Annotated in this window: 21 protein-coding genes and 2 pseudogenes; 7 read left to right on the top strand and 16 right to left on the bottom strand. The window is 72.1% G+C overall.

Annotation, left to right across the window (positions count from 1 at the left end; genetic code table 11):
• Positions 1-32: 32 nt before the first annotated feature.
• The 5 genes and pseudogenes from JYK17_RS40955 to dapA all read right to left on the bottom strand — a co-directional run.
• Positions 33-110: pseudogene (locus JYK17_RS40955) on the bottom strand (hypothetical protein); the annotation flags it as partial.
• Positions 110-508 (bottom strand): VOC family protein, encoded by a 399-nt coding sequence (locus JYK17_RS40390; RefSeq protein WP_234548505.1) that lies wholly within the window; start codon positions 506-508, stop codon positions 110-112. The pseudogene JYK17_RS40955 and the gene JYK17_RS40390, both read right to left, overlap by 1 nt.
• A gap of 248 nt (positions 509-756) precedes the next feature.
• Positions 757-1,068: pseudogene (locus JYK17_RS41125) on the bottom strand (VOC family protein); the annotation flags it as partial.
• Entirely contained in the window at positions 1,065-2,513 is a 1,449-nt protein-coding gene (gene hpaE / locus JYK17_RS02370; RefSeq protein ID WP_267974139.1) for a 5-carboxymethyl-2-hydroxymuconate semialdehyde dehydrogenase, read from the bottom strand. The gene hpaE and the pseudogene JYK17_RS41125, both read right to left, overlap by 4 nt.
• Positions 2,514-2,581: 68 nt before the next feature.
• Positions 2,582-3,493, bottom strand: coding sequence for a 4-hydroxy-tetrahydrodipicolinate synthase (gene dapA, locus JYK17_RS02365; protein ID WP_108007124.1), 912 nt, complete (start codon positions 3,491-3,493; stop codon positions 2,582-2,584).
• Here dapA and JYK17_RS02360 point away from each other — a divergent pair.
• The 3 genes from JYK17_RS02360 to JYK17_RS02350 all read left to right on the top strand — a co-directional run bounded on the left by JYK17_RS02360 (position 3,482) and on the right by JYK17_RS02350 (position 5,906).
• Positions 3,482-4,375 (top strand): MFS transporter, encoded by an 894-nt coding sequence (locus JYK17_RS02360; RefSeq protein WP_108007126.1) that lies wholly within the window; start codon positions 3,482-3,484, stop codon positions 4,373-4,375. The two genes, dapA and JYK17_RS02360, sit on opposite strands and share 12 nt — an antisense overlap.
• A gap of 21 nt (positions 4,376-4,396) precedes the next feature.
• Positions 4,397-5,320 carry a hypothetical protein gene (locus tag JYK17_RS02355; RefSeq protein WP_108007128.1) on the top strand — a complete coding sequence of 308 codons (924 nt, stop codon included), beginning with the start codon at positions 4,397-4,399 and terminating at the stop codon, positions 5,318-5,320.
• Between the two features lie 154 nt (positions 5,321-5,474).
• A complete protein-coding gene (locus tag JYK17_RS02350) occupies positions 5,475-5,906 on the top strand; it encodes a GlcG/HbpS family heme-binding protein (RefSeq protein WP_128801705.1) in 432 nt (143 codons plus the stop codon).
• 170 nt (positions 5,907-6,076) lie between these two features.
• Here JYK17_RS02350 and cysD read toward each other — a convergent pair whose 3' ends face one another.
• On the bottom strand, positions 6,077-7,015 hold the full coding sequence (gene cysD, locus JYK17_RS02345; RefSeq protein ID WP_108007132.1) for a sulfate adenylyltransferase subunit CysD: 939 nt from the start codon (positions 7,013-7,015) through the stop codon (positions 6,077-6,079).
• 92 nt (positions 7,016-7,107) lie between these two features.
• Here cysD and JYK17_RS02340 point away from each other — a divergent pair, with 92 nt between their 5' ends.
• Entirely contained in the window at positions 7,108-7,476 is a 369-nt protein-coding gene (locus JYK17_RS02340; RefSeq protein ID WP_108007134.1) for a nuclear transport factor 2 family protein, read from the top strand.
• Here the strand turns inward: JYK17_RS02340 and JYK17_RS02335 are convergent.
• The 10 genes from JYK17_RS02335 to JYK17_RS02290 all read right to left on the bottom strand — a co-directional run bounded on the left by JYK17_RS02335 (position 7,473) and on the right by JYK17_RS02290 (position 23,465).
• On the bottom strand, positions 7,473-8,315 hold the full coding sequence (locus JYK17_RS02335) for an alpha/beta fold hydrolase (protein ID WP_128801706.1): 843 nt from the start codon (positions 8,313-8,315) through the stop codon (positions 7,473-7,475). The genes JYK17_RS02340 and JYK17_RS02335 overlap by 4 nt on opposite strands.
• Positions 8,316-8,423: 108 nt before the next feature.
• Entirely contained in the window at positions 8,424-13,739 is a 5,316-nt protein-coding gene (locus tag JYK17_RS02330; RefSeq protein ID WP_222809645.1) for a type I polyketide synthase, read from the bottom strand.
• Positions 13,736-13,960, bottom strand: coding sequence for an MbtH family protein (locus JYK17_RS02325; protein ID WP_108007138.1), 225 nt, complete (start codon positions 13,958-13,960; stop codon positions 13,736-13,738). The genes JYK17_RS02330 and JYK17_RS02325 overlap by 4 nt, the downstream gene beginning before the upstream one ends.
• Positions 13,961-14,016: 56 nt before the next feature.
• Complete coding sequence (locus tag JYK17_RS02320) at positions 14,017-18,615, bottom strand: non-ribosomal peptide synthetase (protein WP_222809644.1); 4,599 nt, start codon at positions 18,613-18,615, stop codon at positions 14,017-14,019.
• Positions 18,616-18,663: 48 nt separating this feature from the next.
• Entirely contained in the window at positions 18,664-19,482 is an 819-nt protein-coding gene (locus JYK17_RS02315; protein ID WP_108007143.1) for an SDR family oxidoreductase, read from the bottom strand.
• 9 nt (positions 19,483-19,491) lie between these two features.
• Positions 19,492-20,580 (bottom strand): M20/M25/M40 family metallo-hydrolase, encoded by a 1,089-nt coding sequence (locus tag JYK17_RS02310; RefSeq protein WP_108007145.1) that lies wholly within the window; start codon positions 20,578-20,580, stop codon positions 19,492-19,494.
• On the bottom strand, positions 20,577-21,440 hold the full coding sequence (locus JYK17_RS02305; RefSeq protein WP_108007147.1) for a [LysW]-aminoadipate kinase: 864 nt from the start codon (positions 21,438-21,440) through the stop codon (positions 20,577-20,579). Before JYK17_RS02305 ends, JYK17_RS02310 begins: the two co-directional genes overlap by 4 nt.
• An 11-nt stretch (positions 21,441-21,451) precedes the next feature.
• On the bottom strand, positions 21,452-22,432 hold the full coding sequence (gene argC / locus JYK17_RS02300) for an N-acetyl-gamma-glutamyl-phosphate reductase (RefSeq protein ID WP_108007149.1): 981 nt from the start codon (positions 22,430-22,432) through the stop codon (positions 21,452-21,454).
• Positions 22,429-23,304, bottom strand: coding sequence for a RimK family alpha-L-glutamate ligase (locus JYK17_RS02295; protein ID WP_206660145.1), 876 nt, complete (start codon positions 23,302-23,304; stop codon positions 22,429-22,431). The genes argC and JYK17_RS02295 overlap by 4 nt, the downstream gene beginning before the upstream one ends.
• Positions 23,301-23,465 (bottom strand): lysine biosynthesis protein LysW, encoded by a 165-nt coding sequence (locus tag JYK17_RS02290; protein ID WP_108007151.1) that lies wholly within the window; start codon positions 23,463-23,465, stop codon positions 23,301-23,303. The genes JYK17_RS02295 and JYK17_RS02290 overlap by 4 nt, the downstream gene beginning before the upstream one ends.
• A 108-nt stretch (positions 23,466-23,573) precedes the next feature.
• Here JYK17_RS02290 and JYK17_RS02285 point away from each other — a divergent pair, with 108 nt between their 5' ends.
• The 3 genes from JYK17_RS02285 to JYK17_RS02275 are packed head-to-tail and all read left to right on the top strand — an operon-like array spanning position 23,574 to position 26,454.
• On the top strand, positions 23,574-24,158 hold the full coding sequence (locus JYK17_RS02285) for a beta-sandwich domain-containing protein (protein WP_108007154.1): 585 nt from the start codon (positions 23,574-23,576) through the stop codon (positions 24,156-24,158).
• Entirely contained in the window at positions 24,155-25,168 is a 1,014-nt protein-coding gene (locus JYK17_RS02280) for a BtrH N-terminal domain-containing protein (RefSeq protein WP_108007156.1), read from the top strand. Before JYK17_RS02285 ends, JYK17_RS02280 begins: the two co-directional genes overlap by 4 nt.
• A complete protein-coding gene (locus JYK17_RS02275; RefSeq protein WP_108007158.1) occupies positions 25,165-26,454 on the top strand; it encodes a DegT/DnrJ/EryC1/StrS family aminotransferase in 1,290 nt (429 codons plus the stop codon). Before JYK17_RS02280 ends, JYK17_RS02275 begins: the two co-directional genes overlap by 4 nt.
• Position 26,455 lies beyond the last annotated feature (1 nt).

The raw sequence follows: 26,455 nt of genomic DNA, 5'->3' as shown, positions 1-26,455 counted from the left end.
CGGTAATTCAGGGAGACCACGGTGACGCCCTGCCGCGCGAGCGACTCCCCGTCGTATCCGGGGTCGGACGCGGCCCCGTTGATGAATCCGCCTCCGTGGATCCACACCATCAACGGATGGGGGGCCGCTTCGTCCGACGCCGGAAGCCGAGCACGGGACTGGCCTCCTTGTACCAGGACTCGATCACGGCGCTCCCCCAGAAATCGCGGCGCCGGTCGTCGTGGACGTTCCAGCGGTACGTCTGGTGGTCGGGATCTCCGGTGTAGTAGTCCGAGGTGTAGATCTCCACCCGGTGTCCGTCCGGGTCGCGCAGATAGACGTAGAAGGCGTTGGAAACGCCGTGCCGGCCGGGGCCGCGTTCGATGTGCTCCTCCTTGCGGATCGCACCGAAGATGTCCGCGGTGTGCAGGACGTGGTGGGACTCGTGAGTGGCGACGCCCACGTGGTGCAGCCGCGGACCGGCTGCACCGGTGAAGGCCACGTCATGGACGGTCTGTTTGCGGTACATCCAAGCGGCGTACAGCTCATGGGCGTCCCCTCGATGGTCTCCGAGCAACCGAAACCGAGCGCCGTGTAGTGGGCGTAGGCAGCCGGAATGTCCGGGGTGCAGAGATTGAAGTGGTCCAGGCGCGCGACCTGGGCACCGCGGTGCAGGTCGTAGCGTTGAATGAGCCGCTCTGCCTGCTCGATGTCGTGAAAGAACTCCACCGGAAAGCCCAGGGGGTCGATGACGCGCACCGCCTCTCCGACCCCTTGCGTGCCCGCGCCCTTCGGAATCCGGCGCACCGGGCATCCCAGGCGGGTGAAGTAGCTTTCGGCCCTGTCGACATCGTCGGGTGTGCGGACGCGGTAGGCGATGTGGTCCAGAGCAGCGACGTCACCCCGGCGCAACACGAGGGAATGGTGGGTCAGTTCATCCGTGCCGCGCAGACAGAGCGTTCCGGCGTCCTCGTACTGCACGTGGAAGCCGAGCATGTCCACCCAGAACCACCGTGCCTTGACGATGTCGGTGACGACAAGCTGGGCGTAAGCGGCCCGGACGACATCGGGGGCGGGGGCGGTGCTCATGCCAAGACTCCCGTTCCGAACCGCGGGGTGTGCACGTCGCCCAGCGCCACATGCACGATCTTGCTCTCGGTGTAGAAGTCGATGCTGTGCGCGCCGCCCTCTCTGCCGAGACCGCTGGACTTGACGCCGCCGAAGGGGGTGCGCAGGTCACGCACGTTGTGGGAGTTGACCCACACCATGCCGGACTCGACGGCGTGCGCGATCCGGTGACCCCGCTTCAGGTTGGACGTCCAGATGTACGCGGCGAGCCCGTACTGCGTGGCGTTGGCCAGTTCGACCGCCTCCGCCTCGTCCTCGAACGGAGCCACCGCGACGACCGGTCCGAAGATCTCCTCCTGGAAGATGCGGGCGTCCCGGGAGACGTCGGCGAAGACGGTGGGCTGAAGGTAGTTGCCCTCCGGGAGGTGATCGGGCCGTCGGCCACCCGCCACCAGACGTGCCTCCTTCGTGCCGGTCTCCACGTGGTCGAGGACACGGGCGTAGTGCTCGGGGTGGACGAGGGCGCCCACTTCGGTGGCCGGATCGGCGGGGGCGCCGACCTTCACCCGTTCGGCGCGCTCGGCCAGGCGGCGGGTGAACGCCTCGTACACCGGCTGCTGGACCAGCACCCGCGAACCCGCGGTGCAGCGCTCGCCGTTGAGGGAGAAGACGCCGAACACGACCGAGTCCAGGGCGGCTTCGAGGTCCGCGTCCGCGAACACGATCACCGGTGACTTGCCGCCGAGCTCCATCGACGTGCTCTTCAGGTGCGCGGCGGAGCTGCGGACGATGTGCCGGCCCGTGTCGGTGGAGCCGGTGAAGGAGATCAGGGGCACCTCGGGGTGGTCGACCAGCGCCTGGCCGGCCTCCTCGCCGATGCCGTGGACGATGTTGACGGCTCCGTCGGGAAGTCCCGCCGCGGAGAGTATCTGGGGCCACAGCCCGGCCGACAGCGGTGTCCACTCGGCCGGCTTGAGCACCAGGGTGCAGCCCGCGGCCAGTGCGGGGGCGAGCTTCCAGCTCTCCAGCATGAACGACGTGTTCCACGGGGTGATCAGCCCGGCGACACCGACCGGGGACCTCACCACATAGCTGAACTGCTCGTCCCCCTGGCGAAACGCCTCCTCCCCCAGCGACACGATCACGTCGGCGAAGTAGCGGAAGTTCTCCGCGGCCCGCCGCGCCTGCCCGCGTGCCCGGGTGATGGGCAGCCCGGTGTCGAAGGACTCGAACTGTGCCAGTTCCTCACAGCGGGCCTCCACCTCGTCCGCGATGCGGTTCAGCGTGGTGGCCCGCGTTCGGTTCGAGAGCCTGGACCAGATGGGGAAGGCGGCCCGGGCGGCGGCGACCGCTCGGTCGACCTCCGTCCGGCTGCCCGCCGCCGCCCGGGCGTAGACACGGTTCGAGACGGGGTCGGTCACGTCGAAGGTACGGCCGTCGGCGCTGCCTGCGGCCCGGCCGCCGATCCAGTGGGGGATGGTGCCGGGCAGTCCTGAGGGGCGCGTGCCGGACGTGGCTTCTCCTTTGCGTCGCGTCAGAGGGACTGCACGAGGCCGTCACTTGCCTTGAGGTGATCCCGGATGCGGGCGATGCCCTGCTGGGTCGGGGTGATGAGCGGAGGCCGCACATGCGCGGAGGCGATACGCCCCTGCTGGTGCAGCACCCACTTGGCAGGAGCCGGGTTGGTCTCGGTGAAGATCAGGTCGACCAACGGGTGCAGGCGGAAGTGCAGTTCGCGGGCGGCCGCCATGTTCTCGGGCTCTCCCGTCTCCCACAACTCGTACATGCGGGCCACCGCGGCCGGTGCCAGGTTCGCCACGGCACTGACGAAGCCCACTCCGCCGAGGGACAGCAGAGGCAGACAGAGCAGCTCGATGCCCGACCACACCAGCAGCTCGGGACCCCAGGCGTGCAGCACCCGGGAGAAGTGCTCGAAGTCCTTGGTGGTCTCCTTGATGCCGACGATGTTGTCGAAGTCGGCAAAGAGCCGCTTGACCGTGTCCGGCGCGATGTCGACCGCGGTGCGGGACGGCACGTTGTAGACGATCAGCGGCAGGTCGGGGAACTCCCGGGCCACGGTCGCATACCACTGGTACAGGGCTTGTTGCGTCGGGCGGGCGTAGTAGGGGGTGATGATCAGTGCCGCGTCGGCACCCAGGTCCCGGGCCGCGGCGGTGATGGCGAGCGTCTCGTCCAGCGTGTGGGAGCCGGTACCGGGCACGAACGGCACCCGGTCCGCGATCTCGTCCACCGCAGTGCGCATGGCGGCGATCCGCTCCTCGGCGCTCTGCGCGCTCGGCTCGCCGGTGGAGCCGCCCAGCGAAATACCGTGCGAGCCGGACTCCAGCTGCCAGCGGACCAGGCCGCGCAGGCTGTCGTGGTCGAGGGTGCCGTCGTCGAGTAACGGCGTGACGACGGGAGCGACGGATCCTTCTTGACCCCGCACTTCGGCACCTCGCTCGGCACGCTGGAGGTGCTCCGCTTCTTCACCGGTCTCGGGCTGGATGCGGCCATCCCCGGCACTGTCTCGATCGCCTCGGAGTACGCGCCCGCCAAGTCGCGGGCGACGATCGTAGGACTGATGTGGTGCGGCTTCCCGCTCGGTGCCGTGTTCGGTGGCGTGCTCGCCGCGTGGCTGATCCCCAGCTACGGCTGGGCCAGCCTGTTCTACGTCGGCGGCGCCGCCCCGCTCCTCATCCTGGTGGTTCTGCTGTTCAAGCTGCCGGAGTCGGCCCGCTTCCTGCAGGTCCGCGGTGACGCGGCCGCTGCTGCACGCATCTACGCACGGCTGGGCCTGTCCCCCGACACCACCGGCACGCAGGATCCCTCCGAGGCCGAGCGGTCTCCCGTCGCGGACCTGTTCCGCCAGGGCAGGGCTGTTGCCACGGTCCTGCTGTGGGCGGCCATGTTCCTCACGCTGCTCATGGCGTACTTCCTGACCACGTGGCTGCCCACCATCGCCGCCGAAGCGGGTGTGCGCAGCGCTCTGCTGGCGGTGGCGACGCTCAATCTCGGCGGCGTGATCGGCTGCGTACTGATCGGCAGGCTGGCCGACCGCTACGACCCAGCCATGGTGATCGGCGCCGCCTATGGCCTGGGCGCATGCGCCATCACCCTGATCGGCGCCGGGCGGCTCGGCGGCATCATCGGGCCGGTGCTGGGCGGAGCCCTCATCGGTGCCGGACTCGGTGTGCCGATCCTCTTCCTCCTGGCCGGGGTGATCTCCCTGTGCACGGCAGTGGTGCTCTTCTGCCTCAGCGTGTCCCGCAAACGCCCGGCCGAAGCCCCCGTCCTGGCCTCCGACGAGCGCAAAGCCGTCGCTTCCTGAAACCCCTGGGAGGGAAAAGCCATGAAGATCGTTCCCTACGACGAGACCAACTGGAAGAAGGACCACCCGACCGGAGCGGTGGCCTTTCAGCACATGCTCAAGGGAGATCCGGACTCCCGCGACAACTTCATGTACATCCTGGGCCGGCAGGATGCCGACTTCGCGATGCCCCGGCACCGGCACAATTTCGACCAGATCAGGCTGCCGATCTCAGGCGCGATGAACCTCGGCCGCGGTCTGATCCTCGAGGAGGGCCAGGTCGGCTACTTCCCCGAGGGCCTGTCCTATGGCCCCCAGGACGACCCGCTCGGCGAGGCGGCCCCCGGCGAACGTCTGCAGCTGGTCCTGCAGTTCGGGGGTGCCTCGGGGTACGGCTTCATGAGTATCGAACAGCGCCGCAAGGCCTGGGACGAACTGCTGGAGCACGGCAAATTCGTCGGACCCTACTACCACCGCGAGGACGGCAAGGTGCAGTGGGGCCTGAACACCATCTGGGAGCACGTTTTCGGCGAGCGGCTGAAGTACCCGAGTCCTCGGTACAAGAACGTCCAGATCGCCGACCCCAAGCGGTTCAACTGGCTGCCCCTGGACGACAACGAGAGGGTGGAGCACAAGTTCATGGGGGCGTTCTCCGAGCGAGGCGTCTGGATCGAGATGATCCGGCTGTCCGAAGGAGCCACCTGGGCCGGCCTCGACGAGCGGGCCCGCCGGCTGCTCGTCGTCCTGTCCGGCTCCGGGACGGCTGAGAGCAAGGACATCACGCGGCTGACGGCCATACAGGCCGATCCCGGGGAGACGCTGCGCCTGACCGCCTCCTCCGAGCTCGGGGTGTTCCTCATCGGTCTGCCCGAGATCGTGCTGCCGCGGACGGAGTCCGACGAGTACGACCTCGAGGAGATGCCCGGGCAGACGGAGAGCGCGCAGCAGCCGCAGCCCGCTGCCTGATCCTCGGGCCCACCGTGGAGCGTGCGCACGGCTGCGTCGATGACGCGGGCCGTGCGCACGCTCCACGTACACCGGACGCCCACACATCCATCGCCCACGCACCGAACGCCCGCACACAGAACACCTACGCCACCGGACCCGGAAGCGAAGACCCATGCACCCTGGTCTCCTCAAGGAAGCCTCCCTCATCGTCGACCACGCGCTGGCGCGCGGACGTGAGCTCGGCTGTCAGCCGTTGACCGTCGCCGTCCTCGACGCGGGCGGACACCTGGTGGCCCTCAATCGCGAGGACTGGAGCGGCATCATGCGGCCGGACATCGCCCAGGCCAAGGCGTGGGGCGCGCTCGGCATGGGCGTCGGCGGACGCGGCCTCGCGCAGAAGGCCACCGAGGCACCGGCGTTCCTGCAGTCCCTCACGGCGATCTCCCAGGGCCGCATCGCCCCGGTTCCCGGCGGCGTCCTGATCCGCGACACCGCGAGCCATGTCGTGGGCGCGGTGGGCATCAGCGGCGACCGTCCGGACCGGGACGAGGAATACGCCGTACACGGCATCGAAAGCGCCGGCTACACGGCCGACGCCGGCTGATCACACCCGTCAGACCTGTGGCGCAGCCGCGCCGACATCGTGGCCCGCCGGATCGAGTACGTCTACGACTCACTCGCCGTGGGAGCCGGCGGCGGCCCGCAAACCGTCCGTCATCAGCGCCAGGTCCGGGCCGTCCTGGAGGTGGCGGCCGAGAGGTGCCGTGGTCATGCTCAGAAGTACCCCTCGCGTTTGCGGTCCTCCATGGCGGCCTCGGAGAGCCTGTCGTCGGCGCGCGTCGCGCCGCGCTCGGTGAGCCGAGAGACGGCGATCTCGGTGATGACCTGCTTCGGGGTCACCGCGTCGGAGTCGACCGCACCGGTGCAGGACATGTCGCCGACGGTGCGGTAGCGCACCAGCCGCTTCTCCACGGTCTCGCCGTCCTCGGGGCCACCCCACTCGCCGGCCGTCAGCCACATGCCGGCCCGCCGGAACACCTCGCGCTCGTGGGCGAAGTAGATCTGCGGCAGCTCGATGCCCTCCCGGGCGATGTACTGCCACACGTCCAGCTCGGTCCAGTTGCTGAGCGGGAAGACGCGCACGTGCTCGCCGGGTGCGTGGCGGCCGTTGTAGAGCTGCCACAGCTCGGGGCGCTGTCGACGTGGGTCCCACTGCGAGAACTCGTCGCGCAGCGAGAAGACGCGCTCCTTCGCGCGCGCCTTGTCCTCGTCGCGGCGTCCGCCGCCGAACACGGCGTCGAACCGCTCGCTCTGGATCTTCTCGGTCAGCGGCAGCGTCTGCAGCGGGTTGCGGGTGCCGTCCGGGCGTTCCTTGAGCACACCGCGGTCGATGTAGTCCTGGACGGAGGCGACGTGCAGCCGCAGGTGGTGCTTCGCCACCGTGCGGTCGCGGTACTCGATGACCTCGGGGAAGTTGTGTCCGGTGTCCACGTGCAGCAGTGCGAACGGCACCGGCGCGGGAGCGAACGCCTTCAGCGCCAGGTGCAGCATGACGATGGAGTCCTTGCCGCCGGAAAACAGCATCACCGGGTTCTCGAACTCGCCCGCTGCCTCGCGCAAGATATGCACCGCCTCCGACTCGAGCGCGTCCAGGTGGGAGACGGTACGGGACCCGTCGATCCGCCCGGCCTCGGTGTCGGCATTCCTCTCCATCAGTTCACACGCCACTCATAGTGCTGTTTTGGCGACTGGGCGTGACATCCGTACTGTAGGTCTGTGACGTGGTCGTGTTCCCCGGAGGCCTCATGAGCGATATCGCGAAACTGCTGTCCGCCCTGGAGGAGGAGCTCTGGCGGGCGAACCGCGCCGGGGACGGGACGACCTACGAACGTCTGCTGCGCAAGGACGCGCTTCTGGTGAGCCGTTTCGGAACGGCCGACAAGGAGCGGATCGTTCCGCTGATCGAGGCCAACCGCAACCCGTTCGTGCGCAGCGAGTTGAGCGACCGGCAGGTCCGGGTGCTGTCGCCGGACAGCGCTCTGGTCACCTACCGGGTCCAGTACACGGCCCGGACGGACCAGGGCGACGTCGACCACACCGCCCTCGCCACCACCGTCTACAGCCGTGAGGATGACGCCTGGCGTGTCGTCCTGCACCAGCAGACGCCCCTCTAGTCCGCGCCCGGCCGGCCCGCGAGCACCGCGCGCAGCGCTCGGGCGAACGCCCTGGGGTGGGTGACGAACCCCGCGTGACCGCCGGGGAAGACGGCGGGCTCCCTCCCCAGCCGAGCGGCCAGCGCCCGCCCGGTCGCGTGGGCGAGTTGGCCCTCGGAGGCGTCCCCGACCGCCACGGTGAGCGGTGCCGGCGCCGACGACAGGGCGTCGACGTCCGGTACGAAGTCGGCCGCAGGCCCCACGATGTGGGAGAGGAAATACTCCAGGTTGCGCTCCATGCGAACGAGCCGTTTCTGTGTGTTCAGCGCGGCCTGGGGGCTCTCGGGCGCATGGCGCTCGGGGTGCTTCACCCTGTCCAGGCCGGCCGCCGCGACGAACGCCGCCATACCCGCCCTGACGCCCTCGCGGGCGTGGACCGCACGGGCCTCGGCGAGCACGGTGCGGCGCGGGTCGCCGTGGGGGAGGAGGGCGACGGCGGGCGGCTCGTGGGCCACCACGCCGCGGACCAGTTCCGGGTGACGGGCGGTCAGGGACAGAGCGACCTGGCCACCGCTGCTGCTGCCGAACACATGGGCCGGTCTGTCCCCGACCGCGCGGAGCAGCCGCCGGGCGTCATCGGCGTGGACCTCGACCGGGACATCCGCCGGATCGCCGTCGAGACGGCTGCGGGAGAGCCCGCGGCAGTCGTAGGCGACGACGGTGAAGGCGTCCTGGAGCAACGGGACGACTCCCTCGAAGTCGTCCGCATCGTCCGTTCCTCCGGAGATCAGCAGCAGCACCGGCCCGGTCCCGGACATTTCGTAGTACAGCTTCGCCCCCGGTACACCGAGGTAACTCATCGTGGTCTCCTCCCCGTTGGCACGGCTCGATCAGCGGCGGCCCGACCGCGCCGCCGGCCGGCGGTCCGGGCAGGGGACGCCGTACCCCCTGCCCGGTGGAGCCGGCCGTCAGACCGGCACCGCCGCCTCCTCCACGGCACCGGCCTCGTCCTCGTCCGTGTCCTGGCCCCTCACCTCGCCGACCAGGAAGTCGGCGAGAGCCCGCACCGTCGGACTGCTCCACAGGATCGTGGGAGGCAGGTCGATGCCGAAGCGCCGATGCAGCCGGACCCTGAGCCCGACTGTCAACACCGAGTCGACCCCCAGCTCGACCAGCGGGCGGTCGACCGCGATGTCGGCGGTGGCCAGGCTGAGCTCGGCGGCCACGCTTTCGTGCACCTCGGCCAGGACCCGCTCCGCGATCTCCTCCTCGGACAGCGCCGCCCAGTCGACCGTCTCGGCACCGGCCCCGGACTCCTCCGCCTCGGCGGCCTGCAGCCTCGAGAACACCGGGAGCGACCGTTCCGGCATCACGCGCAGGATCGCGGCGTACGGCGAGCGGAGCTGGTCGGCGAACGACCAGGCGCGGAACGCCTCGGCCGCGGAGATGCCGCCCAGGCCCCGTGACTCGGCCTCCAGGATGGTGGTGCCGGCCGTGGTCTCGCCCATACCCGTCCCCCGCCACTGCGTCCATCCGAGGCTGGTCGTCTCGGTGTGGCCGCCCGCGTGGCGGAGCGCCGCGAGCGCGTCCAGGAAGGAGTTGGCCGCCGCGTAACTGGCCTGCCCGGTGAGCCGGGCGAGCTGCCCGCACGACGAGAACATCGTGAAGAAGTCCAGCGTGCCCTCGGGGAACAACCGGTGCAACGCCATCGCGCCCCCGGCCTTCGGGGCCAGCGTCGTACGAAGGCCCTGACGGTCCGTCTTGTCCACCAGCGCGTCGGAGACGACACCCGCGGCGTGCACCACACCGCGGATCGGCGGCAGGTCCAACGCCGACGGCGACAGGGCGGCGGCCACCGCGTCGGCGTCCGAGATGTCCAGTGCGAGCACCCGGACGGTCACGCCCATCGCCTCCAGTGCGAGTGCCGCGTCGATCCGGGCCCGCACCGCGGGCTCCCGCACCCGCTCCCACTCCGACCGGGGCGGCAGTCCGCGCCGGCCCGCCAGCACCAGACGGCGGGCGCCTCGGTCCGCCAGGTAGCGGGCGACCTCCAGACCGATCCCGCCCAGCCCACCGGTGATCAGGTAGGTGCCGTTGGGCCGCAGTTCCAGGGCCTGGCTCTCGGCCGGCCGCTCCACCTGCGTCAGCCGCGCGGCGAACGCACCGTCCGGCGTGACCGACACGATGTCCTCGGTGCCGTCCAGGCCGCGGAACAGGTCGAGCAGCAGATCGGCCGTGTTGGCGCCGATCGGAGCCGCCTCGGCCGCGATGTCGACCACACCGCCCCACAAATCCGAACGCTCACCGGCGATGATCCTCGACACCCCCCACAGCGGGGCGTGGGACAGGTCCGACTCGCGCCGGGGCGCGCGTACGCCCGTGGTCACGCACCACAGTTTGAGCGGCTGTCCGGTGCCGTCGGCCGTGCGCGCCGGGCGGCGGCCCAGGTGCTGGGCGGCGTCGATCAGCGTCCAGGCGCACCTCTCGGCCGCCTGTTCCGGCGTTTCCCCGGCGCGCTGCGGTTCCGGGGCCACCACCAGGACCCCGTGGCCGCCCCCGGGCACGTGGGGCAGGTCCTGTGCCCGCTCCAGTCGCAGGTACGGCACGCCGCGCGCGGCGAACCGCTCGGCCAGCGGCGCGGTGACCGCCTCGTCGCCGAGCAGCACCGCGTGCTCGACGGGGAGGCCGGCATCCGTCGACGGCTCGACCGGTTCCCAGGCGATCTCGTGCACCAGCCGACGCGGCGGCAGGGCGCTGCCCGGCTTGTCGTGCACCTGAGTGAAGCGCAGGCCGGTCGCCTCGCACACGACGTTGCCGTCCATGTCGGAGACCAGCACGTCGATGGTGGTCTCCGGCGACGCCGCGGACCGCGTCGTGTGCACGACGATCCGCCCGGGCGGATCGCCCCGGAAGGCGATCGCGTCGAGGTGGGAGGACGTTCGCAGCGTCCGCGAGTCCTCCTTGGTCACCAGGACGCCGCTCACCGTCAGCGCGCCGTCGATCACGGCCGTCCAGCTGCTCGGATGCAGCTTCGGCGTGTGGTCGATGGTCACGACGGCGAGTTGCTCCACCTCGTTGCGCCTCAGCTCCTCGACGACCCACGGGAACGTGTAGCCGTCCACTCCCATGTTCCGGAAGATCTGATCGACGCGGGTCCAGGTCCACTCCTCCGGGCACCGGGCGCGGATCGCCTCGACGTCCTCCATCGGGCGCGACCCCACGACGGCGCCCCGGTCCACGTTCGCCGTGGCGTGGGTGATCCACTCCTGGTCCTGGTCCTCGTCGCCTCCCGCGCCGTCGGCGCGCCGGATGCGGCTGGCGAGCCGCACCTGGTTCTGGTCGAGCACGACCTGCACCACGCGGGGCGGGGTGGCCGCGAGCGGGGTGCGCAGCACGATGTCGGTCAGCCCCGGGGTGCCGCCGTCGCGGGCCGCCGCCGTGACGAACGAGTTGATCACCACGGAGGCGGGCACCGTCTCGACGCCCACCACCTTGTGGTCCTGGTGATACGGGCGGCTCGACATGTCCAGGTGGGTCTGCCACACCCGTTGCGCGGGAGCGCTCGCCACCGTGCTGAGCCCGCCCAGGAGAGTGTGGGTGTCGGGGTCATGGCCCCGGCCGCGGCTCTCGGCCGACGTCCCGGGGAAGATCCAGTAGGGGCGGTGCTGCCAGTGCACGGCGGGCAGCGCGGCCAGCTCGCCCTCGTACCGCCAGTCCACCTCGACGCCCGCACAGTGCAGCTGTGCGAGGTTCACCAGCAGCGTGCCCAGCTCGGGCTGGTCGCGGCGGAGGGTCACCGCCGCCAGCACGTTCTCCGCACCGGCCGCGTGCGCCGTCTCCGTCACCGAGTGCGCCACGAGGGGGTGCGCGGACACCTCCAGGAAGACGCGGAAGCCGTCCTCGAGCGCCGCCGCCACCGCTTCGGCGAAGCGCACCGGCGCACGCAGGTTCGTCTCCCAGTACGCCCCCTCCCGCGGCCGCGCGGAGCGCGGGTCCGTCAGGGCCGTGCTGTACAGCGGCACCCGGGGCTCCCGGGCGGTCAGTTCCCGCGCGGCGGCCGACACCTGCGGCAGCACGGCGTCCATGTGCGGGCTGTGGAAGGCCACGTCGCTGTTGACCCGCCGCACGTCCACGCCCTCCGCCTGAAGGCGGCGTGCCAGCTCCTCGACGGCGTCCGTGTCACCGGAGACGACGGCGGACCGGGCGCCGGCGGAGATGGCGGCGACCACGTCGTCACGTCCCGCGAGACGTTCGGCGGCCTCCGCGAAGGGCAGGCCCACCAGCGCCATGGCACCTCGCCCGGCCACCGCCTCCAGCGCCTTGGCCCGGCGGCAGGCGAACCGGGCTGCGTCCGTCAGGTCGAGCGCGCCCGCCACCACGGCTGCCGCGATCTCGCCCACCGAGTGCCCGATCACCGCCGCCGGTCGTGCGCCCTGCGCGTACCAGGTCTCGGCGAGCGCCACCTGCATGGCGAACGTCATGGCCTGGACGGTGGTGACGGTCCACGGGCCGCCCTCGTCGATCACTTCGCGGGGCGTCCACCCCAGCTCGGCCCGGAAGACCTCGGCCAGCTCGTCGATGGTCCTGGCGAAGGCCGGGGCGTCGCGCAGCAGACCTCGGCCCATGCCGGTCCACTGGGCTCCGTGCCCGGAGAACACCCAGACCGCTCCGGGCGACGAAGCGGCCACCGCCCGCCCGAAGGCCACCTGGGGCGACCTGTCGCCCGCCGCCAGGATGTCCCATTGCTCGGCCAGTTCCGTCCTGGAGGAGGCGACGACCGCGCCCCGCACCGCCAGGTGCGAACGCCGGCGGGTCAGCGTGTGCGCGACGGAGGAGAGCGACGTGCCGGTGTCCGTACGGAGCCACTCGGCGACCGACCCGGCCAGCGAGCGCACTCCCGCCTCGGCGACGGCGGAGAGGGGGAAGACGCGCGGGGTCTCCTCGGGCCGGGCGTCCGGGACGCGGCCGGTCTGCGCCTCGGGCGCCTCCTCGAGGATCAGGTGCGCGACCGTGCCGCCCACGCCGTAACTGGACACCCCCGCGCGACGCGGGCCGCCGTCACGGCGCGGCCACTGCGTCGTCTCGCCCACCAGGCGGAGCCCGTGCGCCGCCAGATCGAGATCGGGGTTGACCTCGTCGTGCGGGCTCGCCGGGATCAGGCCGTGCTCCATCGACAGCACGACCTTGATCGCGCCCGCGATGCCCGAGGCGGCCTCCACGTGCCCGATGTTGGGCTTCAGGGTGCCGAACAGCAGGGGATCGCCGGCCGGGCGTACCGCGCCCAGCACGCTGCCGATGGCCCGACTCTCCGCGAGGTCCCCGAGGGGCGTTCCGGTGCCGTGCGCCTCGACGTAGTCGACGGAGCCCGGCTCGACGCCCGCCCGCTCGTAGACCTGGCGCAGCATGTGTTCCTGGGCGTCCCCGTTGGGCGCCATCATGCCGTCGGACCGGCCGTCCTGGAAGACGCCGCTGCCCACGATGACCGCTCGGATCCGGTCACCGTCGCGGCGGGCGTCGGCCAGGCGCTTGAGCACCATCACTCCGGCGCCCTCGCCGCGGCCGTAGCCGTTGGCGGCCTTGTCGAACGCCTTGCTGCGCCCGTCGGGCGCGGTGGCGCCCGCGGAGTCCAGAGCCACCACCAGGGCGGGCGTCGCCATGATGTTGATGCCGCCGACGATCGCCAGCGGTGTCTCGCCGAGCCGCAGACTCTGCGCGGCGACGTGGAGGGCGGTCAGCGAGCCGGCGCACGCGGTGTCGACGGCGATGCTCGGACCGCGCAGATCCAGGAAGTACGAGATGCGGTTGGCCATCCCGTAGTACGTCGTTCCGTTGACGGCCCAGGCACCCGTCCGCGGTATGTCCTCCAGCAGCCGGCGGCCGTAGTCGTTGGAGTTGGCGGACATGTACACGCCCGCCTCGGTACCGGACAGGGAGAGCGGCGGCACGCCCGCGTCACCGAGCGCCTCCCAGGCCAGTTCGAGGCAGATGCGCTGCTGCGGGTCGAGGAACTCCGCCTCGCGCGGCGTGATCTGGAAGAACTCCGCGTCGAAGCCCTCGATGTCGTCCAGGAAGGCCCCCTTGCGGGTGGCCTTGCGCAGGATCGCGGTCGCCTCGGGGCTGCCGGAGGTGTAGGGCTCCCACCGTTTGTCCGGCATCTCGCTGATCCTGCTGGCGCCGTCGGCCAGGAAAGACCAGAGCTTCTCCGGCGTGGTGAGGTCCGGGGCGAACCGGCAGCTCATCCCGATGACCGCGATGGCGTCGTCGGCCGCGTCGCGCTGTGTCAACGTCGGTTCCCCCCTTCGGCGGTCGACTGCGCCAGCCGTCGCCGCAGGCTCAGCGGCCGCAGGTCCGTCCACACCTCGGCGATGTGCGACAGACACTCGTCCTTCGTTCCGCCGAAGCCCGTGGCCGTCCAGCCCTCCGGGATGTCCCGGTCGGCCTGCCAGATCGAATACTGTTCCTCGTGGTTGACCACCACGAGGTAGTTCCGGTTGTCCGTGCTCAATGTCGCTCCTGAATCCGTTCCTTGTGCCGGGAGAACCGCAGGGCTGTACACGTGCGTCAGCGGGCGAGGTGCTCCGCCGTGGAACCACCGGACCCGGTCAGCGATCCGATGTAGCCGGCCATGTCGGCCGGCGACCGGATGGCGTGGGCGTCGACGAGGCGCGCGACGTCCGGGTCCGGAGCCGGTGAGAAGCGGTGGAGTCGCCGCCGGGGCGCTCCGGTGTCGGGACGTCGTGCGAGGTGGGCGGCGATGCCCGCGACCCAGATCTCACGGGCGTCGAGTCGGCCGACCAGGCTGTACCACTCCCGGTCGGGCATGGGCTGCGGGTCGTGTCCGACGGCACGCAGCCCGTCGAGCAGCAGCCGGGTGCCGCCGACCGTTCGGGGGACGGCGTTGACGATCCGGCAGCCGGGCTCGTCCGTGCCCCGGCCGGCGACGGCGATCGCGCGCGCGGCGATGTCCGCGGGCAGCGCCTGGAAGAGCTCGTTGCCCGGATCGTCGAAGCTGCGTGGGTAGCGGCCGGTGACCAGCATGGCCCTGGTCCAGTTCCATATCGCGTCGGAGGTGTTGATCTGGAACAGGCGCCGGTCACCGAAGACACTGGGAATGCGCACCACGACGGCCGGGACCCCGAAGTCACCCGCGTGCTCCGCGTACAGTTCGGCGACCGCTTTCGAGCGCACGTAGCCGCTGCTCTCCCCCGGCAGACAACGCACCGGAACCGCCCCGATCTCGCTGCCCTCGGGCTGGTCGGCGGCCTCGAACACGGCGCTGGTGGAGACCAGCGTGAGGCTCTTGCGCCGTGTGGTTGCGGCGAAGGCCAGCAGAGCGGCGGTACTGTGCGCGTTCACCTCGGCCAGCCGGTCGTACGGATAGATGTGGTTGACCCAGGCGGCGGCGTGCACGACACGTCCCACCCGGTCGCACAGGTCCCGGTACGCGTCCGGGGCGAGGCCGAGCAGTGGTCGGCCGATGTCACCGCCCACGACCTCGATGCGCGACGCGTACCGGTCCCGCCACAGTCCCAGTTCCCGCAGCCGTGCCAGGAGTCCGTCCCGGCGATCAGCCCCGCCACGCAGCAGGCAGACCACGTGCGCGCCGCTCTCGGCGAGTTCGGCGAGGACGAAGGCGCCGACGAACCCGGTCGCCCCCGTGAGCAGGACCGTGCCGGGCTCCCCCGCGGGGAGTCCCACGGCGCCGGCCGGTGGCCGCACGGCCGCCAGCCGGGAGTCGATCTCGGCCCGCACCGCCCGCAGATCGGCCGACGAGGACAGCAATCCGCCACCGACGGGCCCGGGCGCGGCCGGCACTGCGGACTGCACTGCCGCACCGCCGCCGTCCGGGGCCGCAGGCCCGGATCCGGCCGTGAGACGGTCCACCTCGTCTGCCATCGCCTGGAGTTCGGGACGCCGGAAGAGGGTGTCCAGCGGGACCTCGACACCGAGCCGGGCCCGGATCGTCGACACCAGGTGCACGACCATCAGCGAATGGCCGCCCAGTTCGAAGAAGTCGTCCTGCGCGCCGACGTGGTCGACACCGAGCAGCTCCGCCCAGATCGCGGCCAGAGCGACCGCCGTGGGGCCTTGCGGCGCGGCGGCCCGGGTGCGCTCCCGGCCGGCGTCGCGCCGCCGGGCCGCGAGCGCCTGCCGGTCCAGCTTGCCGTTGCGGGTCAGCGGCAGCGAGTCCAGGAGCACCACCGAGGACGGGGCGAGCCAGTCCGGCAGGGTGCGCAGCAGCGCACGGCGGATCCGGGTCGGGGTGACGTCCCTGCTGGGCTCGGGCACCACGTAGGCGACGAGAGTCTTCCCGCGGACGCGGTCGTCGACGACCAGCACCGCGCTCTCCGCGACCTCGTCGAGCCGGCCGAGTGCGGCCTGCACCTCTCCGGTCTCGACCCGGTGACCACGGATCTTGTACTGGTGGTCGAGCCGGCCGAGATACGCCAGCTCTCCGTCTTTGAGCCGCACGGCCAGGTCTCCGCTCCGGTACATCCGGGCGCCGGGCTGCGGACTGTAGGGGTCGGGCAGCATCCGCTGCGCGGTCAGGGCCGCCGCGCCGTGGTAGCCCAGGGCGACACCCGCGCCGCCGACGAAGATCTCTCCGGGGATTCCGGGGGGCACCGGCCGCAGTTCGTCGTCCAGCAGGTACATCGTGAGATCCGGGAGCGGACGGCCGATCAGGGAGCGGGTGCTGGTGCTCGCGGTGTCCGCCCGGGTGATCCGCCGGAAGGTGACGTGCACCGTCGTCTCGGTGATCCCGTACATGTTGACCAGCCGGGGCGCCTCGTCGCCGTACACATCCGTCCAGTCGCGCAGGGACGGCAGGTCCAGTGCCTCGCCCCCGAACACCACATACCGCAGCGCGAGCGGCCGTGGCGCGTCCAGCAGGACCCGGGACAACTGCCCGAACGCGGACGGAGTCTGGCTGAGCACGGTGACGTTCTCCCGCTGAAGCAGCTCGGCGAAGGCGTCCGGTGCCCTGGTGACCCACTGCGGCACCACGACCAGACGGCCGCCGTGCGCCAGCGCCCCCCACAGCTCCCACACCGAGAAGTCGAAGGAGCAGGAGTGGAAGAGCGTCCATACGTCGTCCTCGCCCAGGTCGAACAGCCGCCACGCCGCGGTGAACAGCCGCAGCGCGTTGGCGTGCGAGACGACGACGCCCTTGGGGGCGCCGGTCGATCCGGAGGTGTGGATGATGTACGCCGGCGAGGCCGCGGGCACATCGGCGTCGGCCGGCCTGGCGGGTGCGTCCGCGAACTCGGGCGCTGCGGTGTCCAGCACCACGGGTTCCGGCAGATCCGCCGGGAGCCGGTCCAGCAGGTCCCCGGTGACCAGCACGGTCGTCACGGCGCAGTCCGCGAGTTGCGCGGCGGTGCGCTCGACGGGGCTGTCGGGGTCGACGGGCAGATAGGCGGCGCCCGTCTTGAGGACTCCCAGGACCGCGGCCGGCAGGTCCACCGTCCGGCCGAGGACCACTCCGACGACCGTGCCGGGGCCGACGCCGCGCCGCCGCAGGACATGTGCGATCCGGCCGGCCCGCTCGTTCAGCTCCCGGTAGGTCAGGTCGGTGGTGTCGTCCGAGACCGCGGGCGCCTGGGGCCGGCGCCGCACCTGTTCGGCGAAGCGGGCGTGCAGCGTCTGCCCGGTTCCCTCCGGCGGGAGGGGGCCGGGTCCGATCAGCTCCGCCTGCTCCGCCTCGGTGAGCAGGGACACGGTGGCGACTGGACGGTCCGGCTCGAACGCCGCGGCCTCCGCCAGCCGCGTCAGCCACTCGGCGTACGAAGCCACCGTCGACGCGTCGAACAGTTCGTCGTCGTAAGGGAGGTAGCCGACGACGCGGTCGTCCTCGCACCACAGCTCGGCCATGAGGTCGAAGTGCGTCGCACCGCCGTCCAGGTCGGCGAAGGCGACGTCGACCCCCGGCAGGCCCGGTGGGGTCGGCGCACCGTCGCGCAGGCTGAACGACGTCTGGAAGACCGGCGTCACCCCGGGCCGACGGGCCGGCTGCAGCTCGCTCACCAGCATGTCGAACGGTACGTCCTGGTGGGCCATCGCCTCGGTGAGCGCCTCGGCCGTGCGCCGCACCAGCATCCTCAGCGACGGACGGTCGCCCACGTCGACCCGGATGGCCAGCCAGTTGAGGAAGTAGCCCACCATGCGCTGCAGTTCGGGCCGGGAGCGCCCGGCGACGGGAACGCCGACCACGATCACGTCCTGTCTGGCCAGCCGCGACAGCAGCGCGAAGTACGCCGCCAGGACGACCACGTTCAGCGTCGTGAACTCCTCCTTGGCCAGGTCGCGCAGCCGGGCGACGAGGTCACCCGGGAACTGGATGTGGTGGAAGGCCCCCTGGCTGGAGCGGATCGCGGGCCGGGGGCGGTCGGTGGGCAGTTCCAGCAGTTCCGGGGCGTCGGCGAGCCGGTCCCGCCAGTACCCGAGGTGCCGGTCGATGGTCGCGGGGTCCAGGGTGGTGCGCTGCCAGTGGGCGAAGTCCGGGTAGTGCAGCTCCTGCGGCGGCAGTCCGGTGGGCCGGCCGGTCTCGTCGGCGTAGAGGGCGCCGAGGTCGTTGAGCAGGATGCCCAGGGACCAGTAGTCGGAGACGATGTGGTGCTGCGTGAGCAGGAACAGGTGATCGTCCGGTGCGATCCGGTACAGCACGCACCGCAGCAGCGGTCCGGTCCGCAGGTCGAACGGTGCGCCGACGGACGCAGAGGCCCGCGTGCGGGCCTCCTGTCCGGGATCGGCGGCCCCGGAGCAGTCCTCGACGGGCAGCGGCACCTCGACCGCGTCGCGGACCATCTGGCGGGGGCCGGCGGACGTGTCGCGGAACACGGTCCGCAGCGTCTCGTGCCGCGCCACGAGACGGGCGAGCGCACGCCGCAGGGCCGGCACGTCGAGTCCTCCGCGCAACCGCAGCGCCACCGGTACGTGGAAGATCGCGCGGTAGGAGACCAGCTCGTTCATGAACCACAGCCGCTCCTGCTCGAAGGAGAGCGGCACGCCGTCGTCGGTGTCCGGCCGCCGCCGGACACCGGGGGCGGCGCCGTCGCGCGCCAGGACGCGTTCCAGAAGGGTGCGTTGTGCGGGGGTCAGTGCGGCCAGCCGCCGCTCCAGGGCGTCGTCGGACACCGGCCCGGTGCGCTGCTCGGACATTCCACTCCTCTCCGTGCGGGGGCGGTGGTAGCAGGGGTCGGCGGCCGGTCAGCGTGCGGTGAAGCCGCCGTCGACGAGCAGTTCGGTGCCCGTGGTGCCGCCGGACTCCGGGCCGGCCAGCCACAGGCAGGCGGCGGAGACCTCCTGTGCGGTCACGAGGCGCCCGATCGCGTGGTACGACGACGAACTGCGCTCGTAGTCCTCCAGGGAGGAGCCCATCGTTTGGGCCACCGCCCGCGTGCTGCGGCTGCCGAGGTCGTCGTCGGCGGCCACCGTGCTCGGGCAGACCGCGTTGACGCGGATGCCGTATCGGCCGTACTCCAGGGCCAGCGCCTTGGTCAGCCCCACCACGGCGTGCTTGGAGGCGACGTAGCTGGAGTACATCTCGAACGCGACCCTGCCCCCGGTGGACGCCGTGTTCACGATCGTCCCGGAGCGCTGCGCCACCATGTGCGGCAGCACCGCGCGGCAGCACCGCCAGGTGCCGTTGAGGTTGACGTCGATGACGAGGTTCCAGTCGTCCTCGCTCAGCTCGTGCGAGCGGACACCGCCGGGGGCGAGCAGGCCGGCGTTGTTCACCAGCACGTCGATCCGCCCGAACTCGTCCAGGCCCGCCGCCACCGCCGCCTGAACGGCCGACTGTTCGCGCACGTCGGCGACCGCCGTCACGACCCTGCTGCCGGTGCGCCGGCACGCGGCCGCGGTCTCCTCCAGCTCCCTGCGCTCCGCCAGCGGGTACGGGCCGTCCTGCCGGCAGCGGTCGACCAGCAGCAGGTCGGCGCCCTCCCGCGCGAACGTCAGCGCGTGCGAGCGTCCGAGCGAGCGCGCCGCGCCCGTGATCATCGCCACCTGTCCGTCAAGTCGCATGCGGGCCCCCTATCCCACGTTGGCGCAGACGGCGGCGCCCCGGCCGGTCCGCCCGCGCAGCTGTCCGGAGATCCGCCCCAGCGCCGTCGTGAGCACGTCGACGGACCGGATCAGGTCGGTGATCGCGATGTGCTCGTCACTGGTGTGGTCCAGGTGCGCGTCACCGGGACCGTACGCCGCCATCGGCACGCCCCACTCCTCCACCACGTTCATGTCCGACGTACCGGACTTGAGCTTCAGCGCGGGCTGTCCGCCGTTGCTCCGGATCGCCGCCCGCAGTGCGCTGACCACCACGTCGCTGCGCGGGCGGCGGACGGCGGGCACCCGCTCGTCGAACCGGACCCGGCCTCCCGCGGACCGCGTGACGTGCCGCTCGAACGCCTCGAAGTCGAAGCCCGGCGGCACCCGGCAGGTCAGGAACGCCTCCGCCCTGCTGAGGTCGCCCGTGAGCCGCACCAGCGTGCCCGTGGCCGTGCCGAACGAGACGGGATCGGCTGACTCGGAGACCGCGCGCAGATAGTCCTTCACGCGCCGGGAGAACTCGGCCGCCGCCTCGACCGCCGTCGGCACGGGGCTGCTGGTGTGCAGCGGCGGCGTGCTGGTCTCGTACCCGACGCCGACCCGGCCCTTGTAGCCGAGGCAGACGCCGTCCCAGCCGCTGGGCTCGCCGATCAGGACGGCGGCGGGCGGGGCGAGGGTCGACATCAGGTGGCGTGCGCCCCGCGACCCGGCGACCTCTTCGCCGACCGCGCCGACCACGTGCACCCGGACTCCTCTCGCCCGGGCGGCCGCGCAGATCATGGCGGCCATGGGGCCCTTGGCGTCCACGGCGCCCCGGCCGTAGAGCAGGTCGCCCACGTGGCACACCGGAACCCGGCCGGGCACCGTGTCGATGTGGCCGAGCAGCATGATCACCGGCGCGTCCGGCGGGCCGGCCACGCCGTGCGCGTTGCCCGCGGCGTCCACGTGCGCGTCCATGCCGAGCGCCGCCATCTGCTCGGCGAGGAAGGCGGCCAGACGGCCTTCCTGCCCCGACACCGAGGGGATGCACAGCATCGCGCGCAGCAGCCAGGCGGGGTATTCGGGGGAGAACGTCATGCCCGGCCCCCGTCCGTCCCGACGGGCTCGGCGGCGCCGGGCAGCGTGCCCGTGACGACCGTCCCGCCGCCCGTCAGGGCCGCCGTGACGGGCCGGTCGACCAGGCCGGAGGCGACGTGTACGTGCGGGACCCGGGCCCGCGCCCGCAGAGCGGCCCGCACCTTGTGCCGCATCCGTCCGCTGGCGCCCGGCGGTTCCTGTGCCAGCTCCCTGATCACGGATGTGGGGTCTCTTGGATCGGCGAGGACACCCGGCACATCCGTCAGGAGCACCAGAGCCACCGCACCCAGCGCGACCGCGAGGCTCGCGGCGACCTGGTCGGAGTCCACGTTCAGCAGCCGCCCCTCGCCACCGGCGGCGGGCGGGGACACGACCGGGACCAGGCCGGTGCCGAGGAGCGTACGCAGCAGTTCGGGCCGCACCGACGTGATCCGCCCCGACAGGTCGTCGCGGATCAACCGGACCCGGCCGTCCTCGACCGAGCGGATCACCTGCTTGCGCTCGGCCGTGACCAGGCCGTCGTCGGCTCCGCTCAGGCCGACGGCCCGGACGCCCCGCGCCAGCAGCCCCCCGACGAGGGCCGGTTTCACCCGGCCGAGCAGCGCCATGGTCACGACGTCCATGGCGGCGGCATCGGTCCGGCGGCCCCGCGTGCCGTCGGGTGACCGCACCGTCCGCACCGGCAGACCGACCGCCGCGGAGAGCCTGTCCGCCTCGGGTCCCCCACCGTGCACCAGCACCACCGGCACGCCGGTTTCCACCTGGGCGGCCACGTCGTCCAGGACCGGCTCCGGCCGTACGCCGCCGCCGATCTTGACCACGAGCAGGCCGTTCGCCCGCGCTGCGCCGTCGGACTTCATCGTCACCCCCCTCACACCGGATGCAGGCCGGGAAAGTCCAGGCCGGTTTGTTCCTCGAGCCCCTGTGCGACGTTCAGGCTCTGCACCGCGCCGCCGGCCGCGCCCTTCACCAGGTTGTCCAGCGCGGCCACCACGACGACGCGCCGCCCGTCGTCGTCCACGTCGAAACCGAGGTCGACGAAGTTGCCGCCGTACAGGAACTGCGGGTCGGGCAGCCGGTGCAGCCCGCTGCGGTGCGCGACCAGCCGTACGAACGGCTCGTCGGCGTAGGCGTCCCGGAAGGCCGACCACACCTCGGTCCGTGAGACCGGACGCGGTGGACGCAGATGGGCGACCACCTGCACCCCGCGGACGAGTGGCACGGCGGTCACCGTCATCCGCGCCCGTACTCCGCACAGACGGGCGATCTCCCGTTCGTGACGGTGCCCGGTGGCCTTGTAGATCCGCATGGCGTGCTGCCGCTCCGGGTGGTGGGTGGCCCGGCTCGGCTCGCCACCCGCCCCGCTGGAGCCGGTACGGGCGTCGACGACGACGTCGTCCTGCGTCAGGCCCGCCGCGACCAGGGGTCGGATCGCGACCGCCGCGGCCGTGGCCATGCACCCCGGCACGCTGATGCGGGTGGCGCCGGCGAGGGCGCCGCGGTACAGCTCGGGCAGCCCTGTGACGTATGCGGCGCCGCCCGGCCCCTCGGGGTCGCGGAAGTCCGGGCCGAGGTCCACCACGGTCCGTGCCACGGAGGTGATTTGGTCGTGGACGCGGGCCAGTTCACCGCGGGGCAGAGCGGAGAACAGGACGTCTACGGGTTCCAGGACGTCCGGCTCTGTGAAGAGGAGGCCGGCGTGGTGGCGGAGATGAGGGTGGACCAGTCCGACCGGGCGGCCCGCGTGCCGGCGGGAGGTCGCCTGCACGACTTCGAGTCCGGGGTGTCCGAGGGCGAGCCGCAGCAGTTCGCCGCCGACGTACCCGGCGGCACCGAGCACGGTTGCCTTCATGAGGCAGCTCCCGCGGTCGCGTCGAGGAGATGGTCCACGATCAGGTCGGCGACGGGCAGGTCCGGGTGTGCGTCGGCCAGGCCGTGGAACTCCACGGCACCGTTGACCTCCAGTACCCGCAGATCTCCCGCGGCGTCCTCCAGCAGGTCCACGCCGAGGACTCCGCCGCCGACCGCGGCGGCGGACCGCTCGGCCAGGCGGGCGAGTTCCGGACCGAGCGGGTGGGCGGTGGCCCGCGCGCCGCGGGCGGTGTTGCGCACCCAGTGGTCCGCTTCACGGACGACTGCAGCGACCGCCCGCCCGCCGACCACCAGGACGCGCAGGTCGCGCCCGGGCAGGAACTTCTGGGTGTAGCCGAGCTTCTGTACCGGCGAGGGCATTTCGGCGCGCAGCGCGAAGACCGCCTCCGCCGCGTCCGGGTCCCCCACCCGTGCCAGCGCGCGGCCCCATGAGCCGTTGACCGACTTGACCACCGCCGGGTAGCCGACCTCGGCGACGGCCCGGCCGCCGCCCGCCGCGTCCAGGGCGACCACGGTGTCCGGGGTGGGCACGCCCGCGCGGTGCAACGCCAGTGATGTGGCGATCTTGTTGTCGCAACAGGCCAGCGTCACCGCCGAGTTGAGCACCGGGGTGTCCGTCGCCGCACACCACCGGCTCACCTCCAGCCGGCGGATCGCGGACAGCGCGCGGTTGAGCACCGCACGCCAGGGTGGCGGCGGTCCGCCGACCCGGTAGACGATGGAGCGGTCGTCGACGTGCTCGCACGCGGCACCCCGCCGGCGAAAGGCGTCGAACAGCATCCGCTCCTCGACCCGGACGCGGGTCGCGACGAGCGCGAACGGTCGCTCCGCGCGCTCTCCGCCGTCGCTCACTCTCCCCAATCCTCTTCGACCTCCGGGGCCAGGGCGAGCACTGTCGGCGTCACCGCCACCACCTCCAGCTCGCTCGAGCACTCCCCACACACGACGATTTCGGCGGCCATGACGTCGTCGGGCACGGAAACCGCCCCCCGGCATTCAGGGCATACAGTCATAAGTTGCCTCCTGAAGAGTCTGCAACTAGGGTCAGAACTCGACAGAGACTCTACAAAGACGCTAACACAATCGGACCGTCACACACTTCAATCGACGAGAGTGGGAACGTGACTGAATCCGCGTCGACCGAGGCCAAGCGCACACATTCCGTGGTGACCGTCGACTTGACGCCGTATCGGAACAACATCGCACTCACCACGGACAAGACTCTGCATCGCGGCATGCTGAACGTCTGGGGTAACAGCCTGCCCGCCGAGGTGCTGCCCCACGACGGACTCACCGTCGGCGGCATCCCCTTCCGGGGAGTCCCCGGCGGTGGCGCCGAGCCGGACAACGTCCGCTGCGCCGGCCAGTACCTGGAACTGCCGCGGACGACGGCCGACTGGCTGCACCTGCTCGCCACCTCCGAACGCCGCTGCGAGGAGACGGCGTTCGTGCACTACGCCTCCGGCGCGGCCGATCCGGAATGGGTCCGGGTGTCGGACTTCCTGCCCGCACGGGCGCACTTCGGGGAGGTGCTCGCCGCCCGGTCCGACGCGCTGCACTATCCGCACCACCGCCAGGAGAACCTCGGCGGCCGGCTGTGGGCGGTGCGGATCCCGGTCACCCGCCGGGAACCGGTGTGCGGACTGCGCCTTCCCGACAACCCCGCGCTGCACGTCTTCGCCCTGTCGCTGGAGTGTGTGCGGTGACGGCCCCGGTCACCGCACGCGCCGAGTGGTCCGTCGACTGGTACGACGACCTGTGCAGCTGCCTGCAGATCGACATCGGCCACGTGCTGGAGCGGGCGGGCTGGGATCCGGTGCGGGCACTGGGCGCCGGCTGGCGGTTCTGGGCACCCGCCGGGCCGGTCGAGCCGGTGGAGTACTACCACCCCGCGGGCGACGCGCTCGAGGAGTTCCTCTGTCTCCACCACCCGGTGCGGCTGCGCTGGCGCCGCCCCGCAGGGCCGGCCGACGCCCACCGGGAGCTGGTGGCATCGCTGGCCCGGGGCGTGCCGGTGATCGCCGCCGTCAACAACTTCCACCTGCCCTTCCGCCCCGCCTACCACGATGTGCACGCGGCCCACCTGCTGGTGGTCACCGGATACGACGCCGAGCGCGACGCCTACGACGTCACCGACCCCATGCCGCCGGCGTTCCACGGCCCCCTGCCCCGGGGAGTGCTGGAGGAGGCGCGCGGCAGCATCAGCGTCGAGGATGTGAGCGATCCGTTCTTCGCCGGCAGCAGTCCGGCGTGGCGCTGGCTGGAAGTGCGCCCGACCGGTCCGCAGCCACCGCTGACCTGGCCCTGGCTGCGCGAGGTGGTCCACGCCAACACGACCGCGCTGCGCGCGTCCGGGCACGGGCCCTCGGGCCTCGACACACTGCTGCGCGCGCTGCCGGACCGGGTCGCCGAGCAGGGGCCCGGGGTGCTGCGCGAGGTCTACGTGCTCGGCTGGCCCGCGCAGGCCGAGGCGGCCCTGCACGCCGGGTTCCTGACCCGCGCGGCCCGCACGCTCCAGCGGCCGGAGCTCGCCGAGGCCGGTCGGTGGGTGGACCGAGTGGCCCACGGATGGACGGGACTGCGGATGTTGGCGGCCCACGGGACGGCGGAACGGCAGCCGGACCTGCGTCGCCTGCTGACGCTGGGCAGGAACCTGGTAGGGGCCTGGGAACACTGCCTGACGCACCTCGAGCGGCTCGCCGGAGGTCCGCGATGAGCACGCTGGCGATGCTGGGCGGACCGCGCGCGGTCCCGGCGGGCGTGGACGGGGGACCGTGGCCGGTGGTGACGGCGGAGGACGAACAGGCCGTGCTGCGCGTGCTGCGCGGCGGCAGGCTCACCTCCACCGCGGCGGGCGAGACCGAGGTGCCCGCGCTGGAACGGGCGTGGGCGGACCATGTCGGGACCGCCCACTGCGTCGCCGTCTCCTCCGGCACGGCGGCCCTGCAGATCGCGCTGAGCGCCCTCGGGATCGGTCCGGGCGACGAGGTGGTGGTGCCCGCGCTCACCATGAACGCGACCGCCCAGGCGGTCCGTCAGTGCGGTGGCGTCCCGGTGTTCGCGGACATCGAGCCGGACACGTTCACCATGGACCCGGCGCGGGCCGGCGACGCTCTCGGTCCCCGTACCGCCGCCATACTGCCTGTGCACCTGCACGGCCTGCCGGCCGACATGAAGGCGCTGCTGGAGGCGGCCGACCGGCGCGGACTGCCCGTGATCGAGGACGCGGCCCAGGCGCACGGCGCGACCTGGCGGGGCACCGCGGCAGGAGCACTGGGCGCGCTCGGCTGCTTCAGTCTGCACCCCAGCAAGAACCTGCCGACGTGTGGCGAAGGCGGGCTCGTCACGACGGACTCGGCGTCGCTGTACCGAGCGGCGGTGGCGATACGGAACTTCGGAGAGCGGCCACCCGCGCGCACCCGCAGCTACATAGCCCACCGTCCGGGCGTCAACGCCCGGCTCGGCCCGGTGCAGGCCGCCTTCACCCGGTCGCAGCTGGAACGGCTGCCCGCCTACGCCAAGGCCCGCGAGCACGCCGTCGGCACGTTCCTGGACCGTCTGGGCCGGCTGCCCGGACTGCGCGTGCCGTATGTGCCCGCCGACCGCACGCATGCCTGGCACATCGTCAGGCTGCGCATCGTTCCCGGGGAGCTGGACCTCGCCGGCGTACCGCCGTCCGCCGTGCGCCGGACGCTGCACCGCGCGCTGCGCGCGGAGGGTGTGCCCGTGTCGCAGTACCAGGTGGCCCCGCTGCCCGCGCATCCGGCGTTCCGCGGCGAGACCTCACTGGAGGAGGTTGCGGCCGCTCACCCCGTCAGCTGCGCCACCGTGGACGGCACGCTCTGCCTGCAGCGGCGCCACCTCGGCCCGAACGCAGCCGCCGCCCTCGCGGCGTACGCCGACGGGTTCGAGAAGGTCTGGGAGCACCTCGGCCTGGTGCGTCGGATGGCCCGGGCGCAACCCGCCGACCGCGACTGGCGGCACGACGCGGCGGGAGACTGAC

Origin of the sequence: Streptomyces plumbidurans, assembly GCF_019857225.1 — a bacterium.
Lineage (GTDB): Bacteria > Actinomycetota > Actinomycetes > Streptomycetales > Streptomycetaceae > Streptomyces > Streptomyces plumbidurans.
Note: the sequence above shows the minus strand (reverse complement) of the source record. Positions and strands in the feature narration are given on the sequence as shown.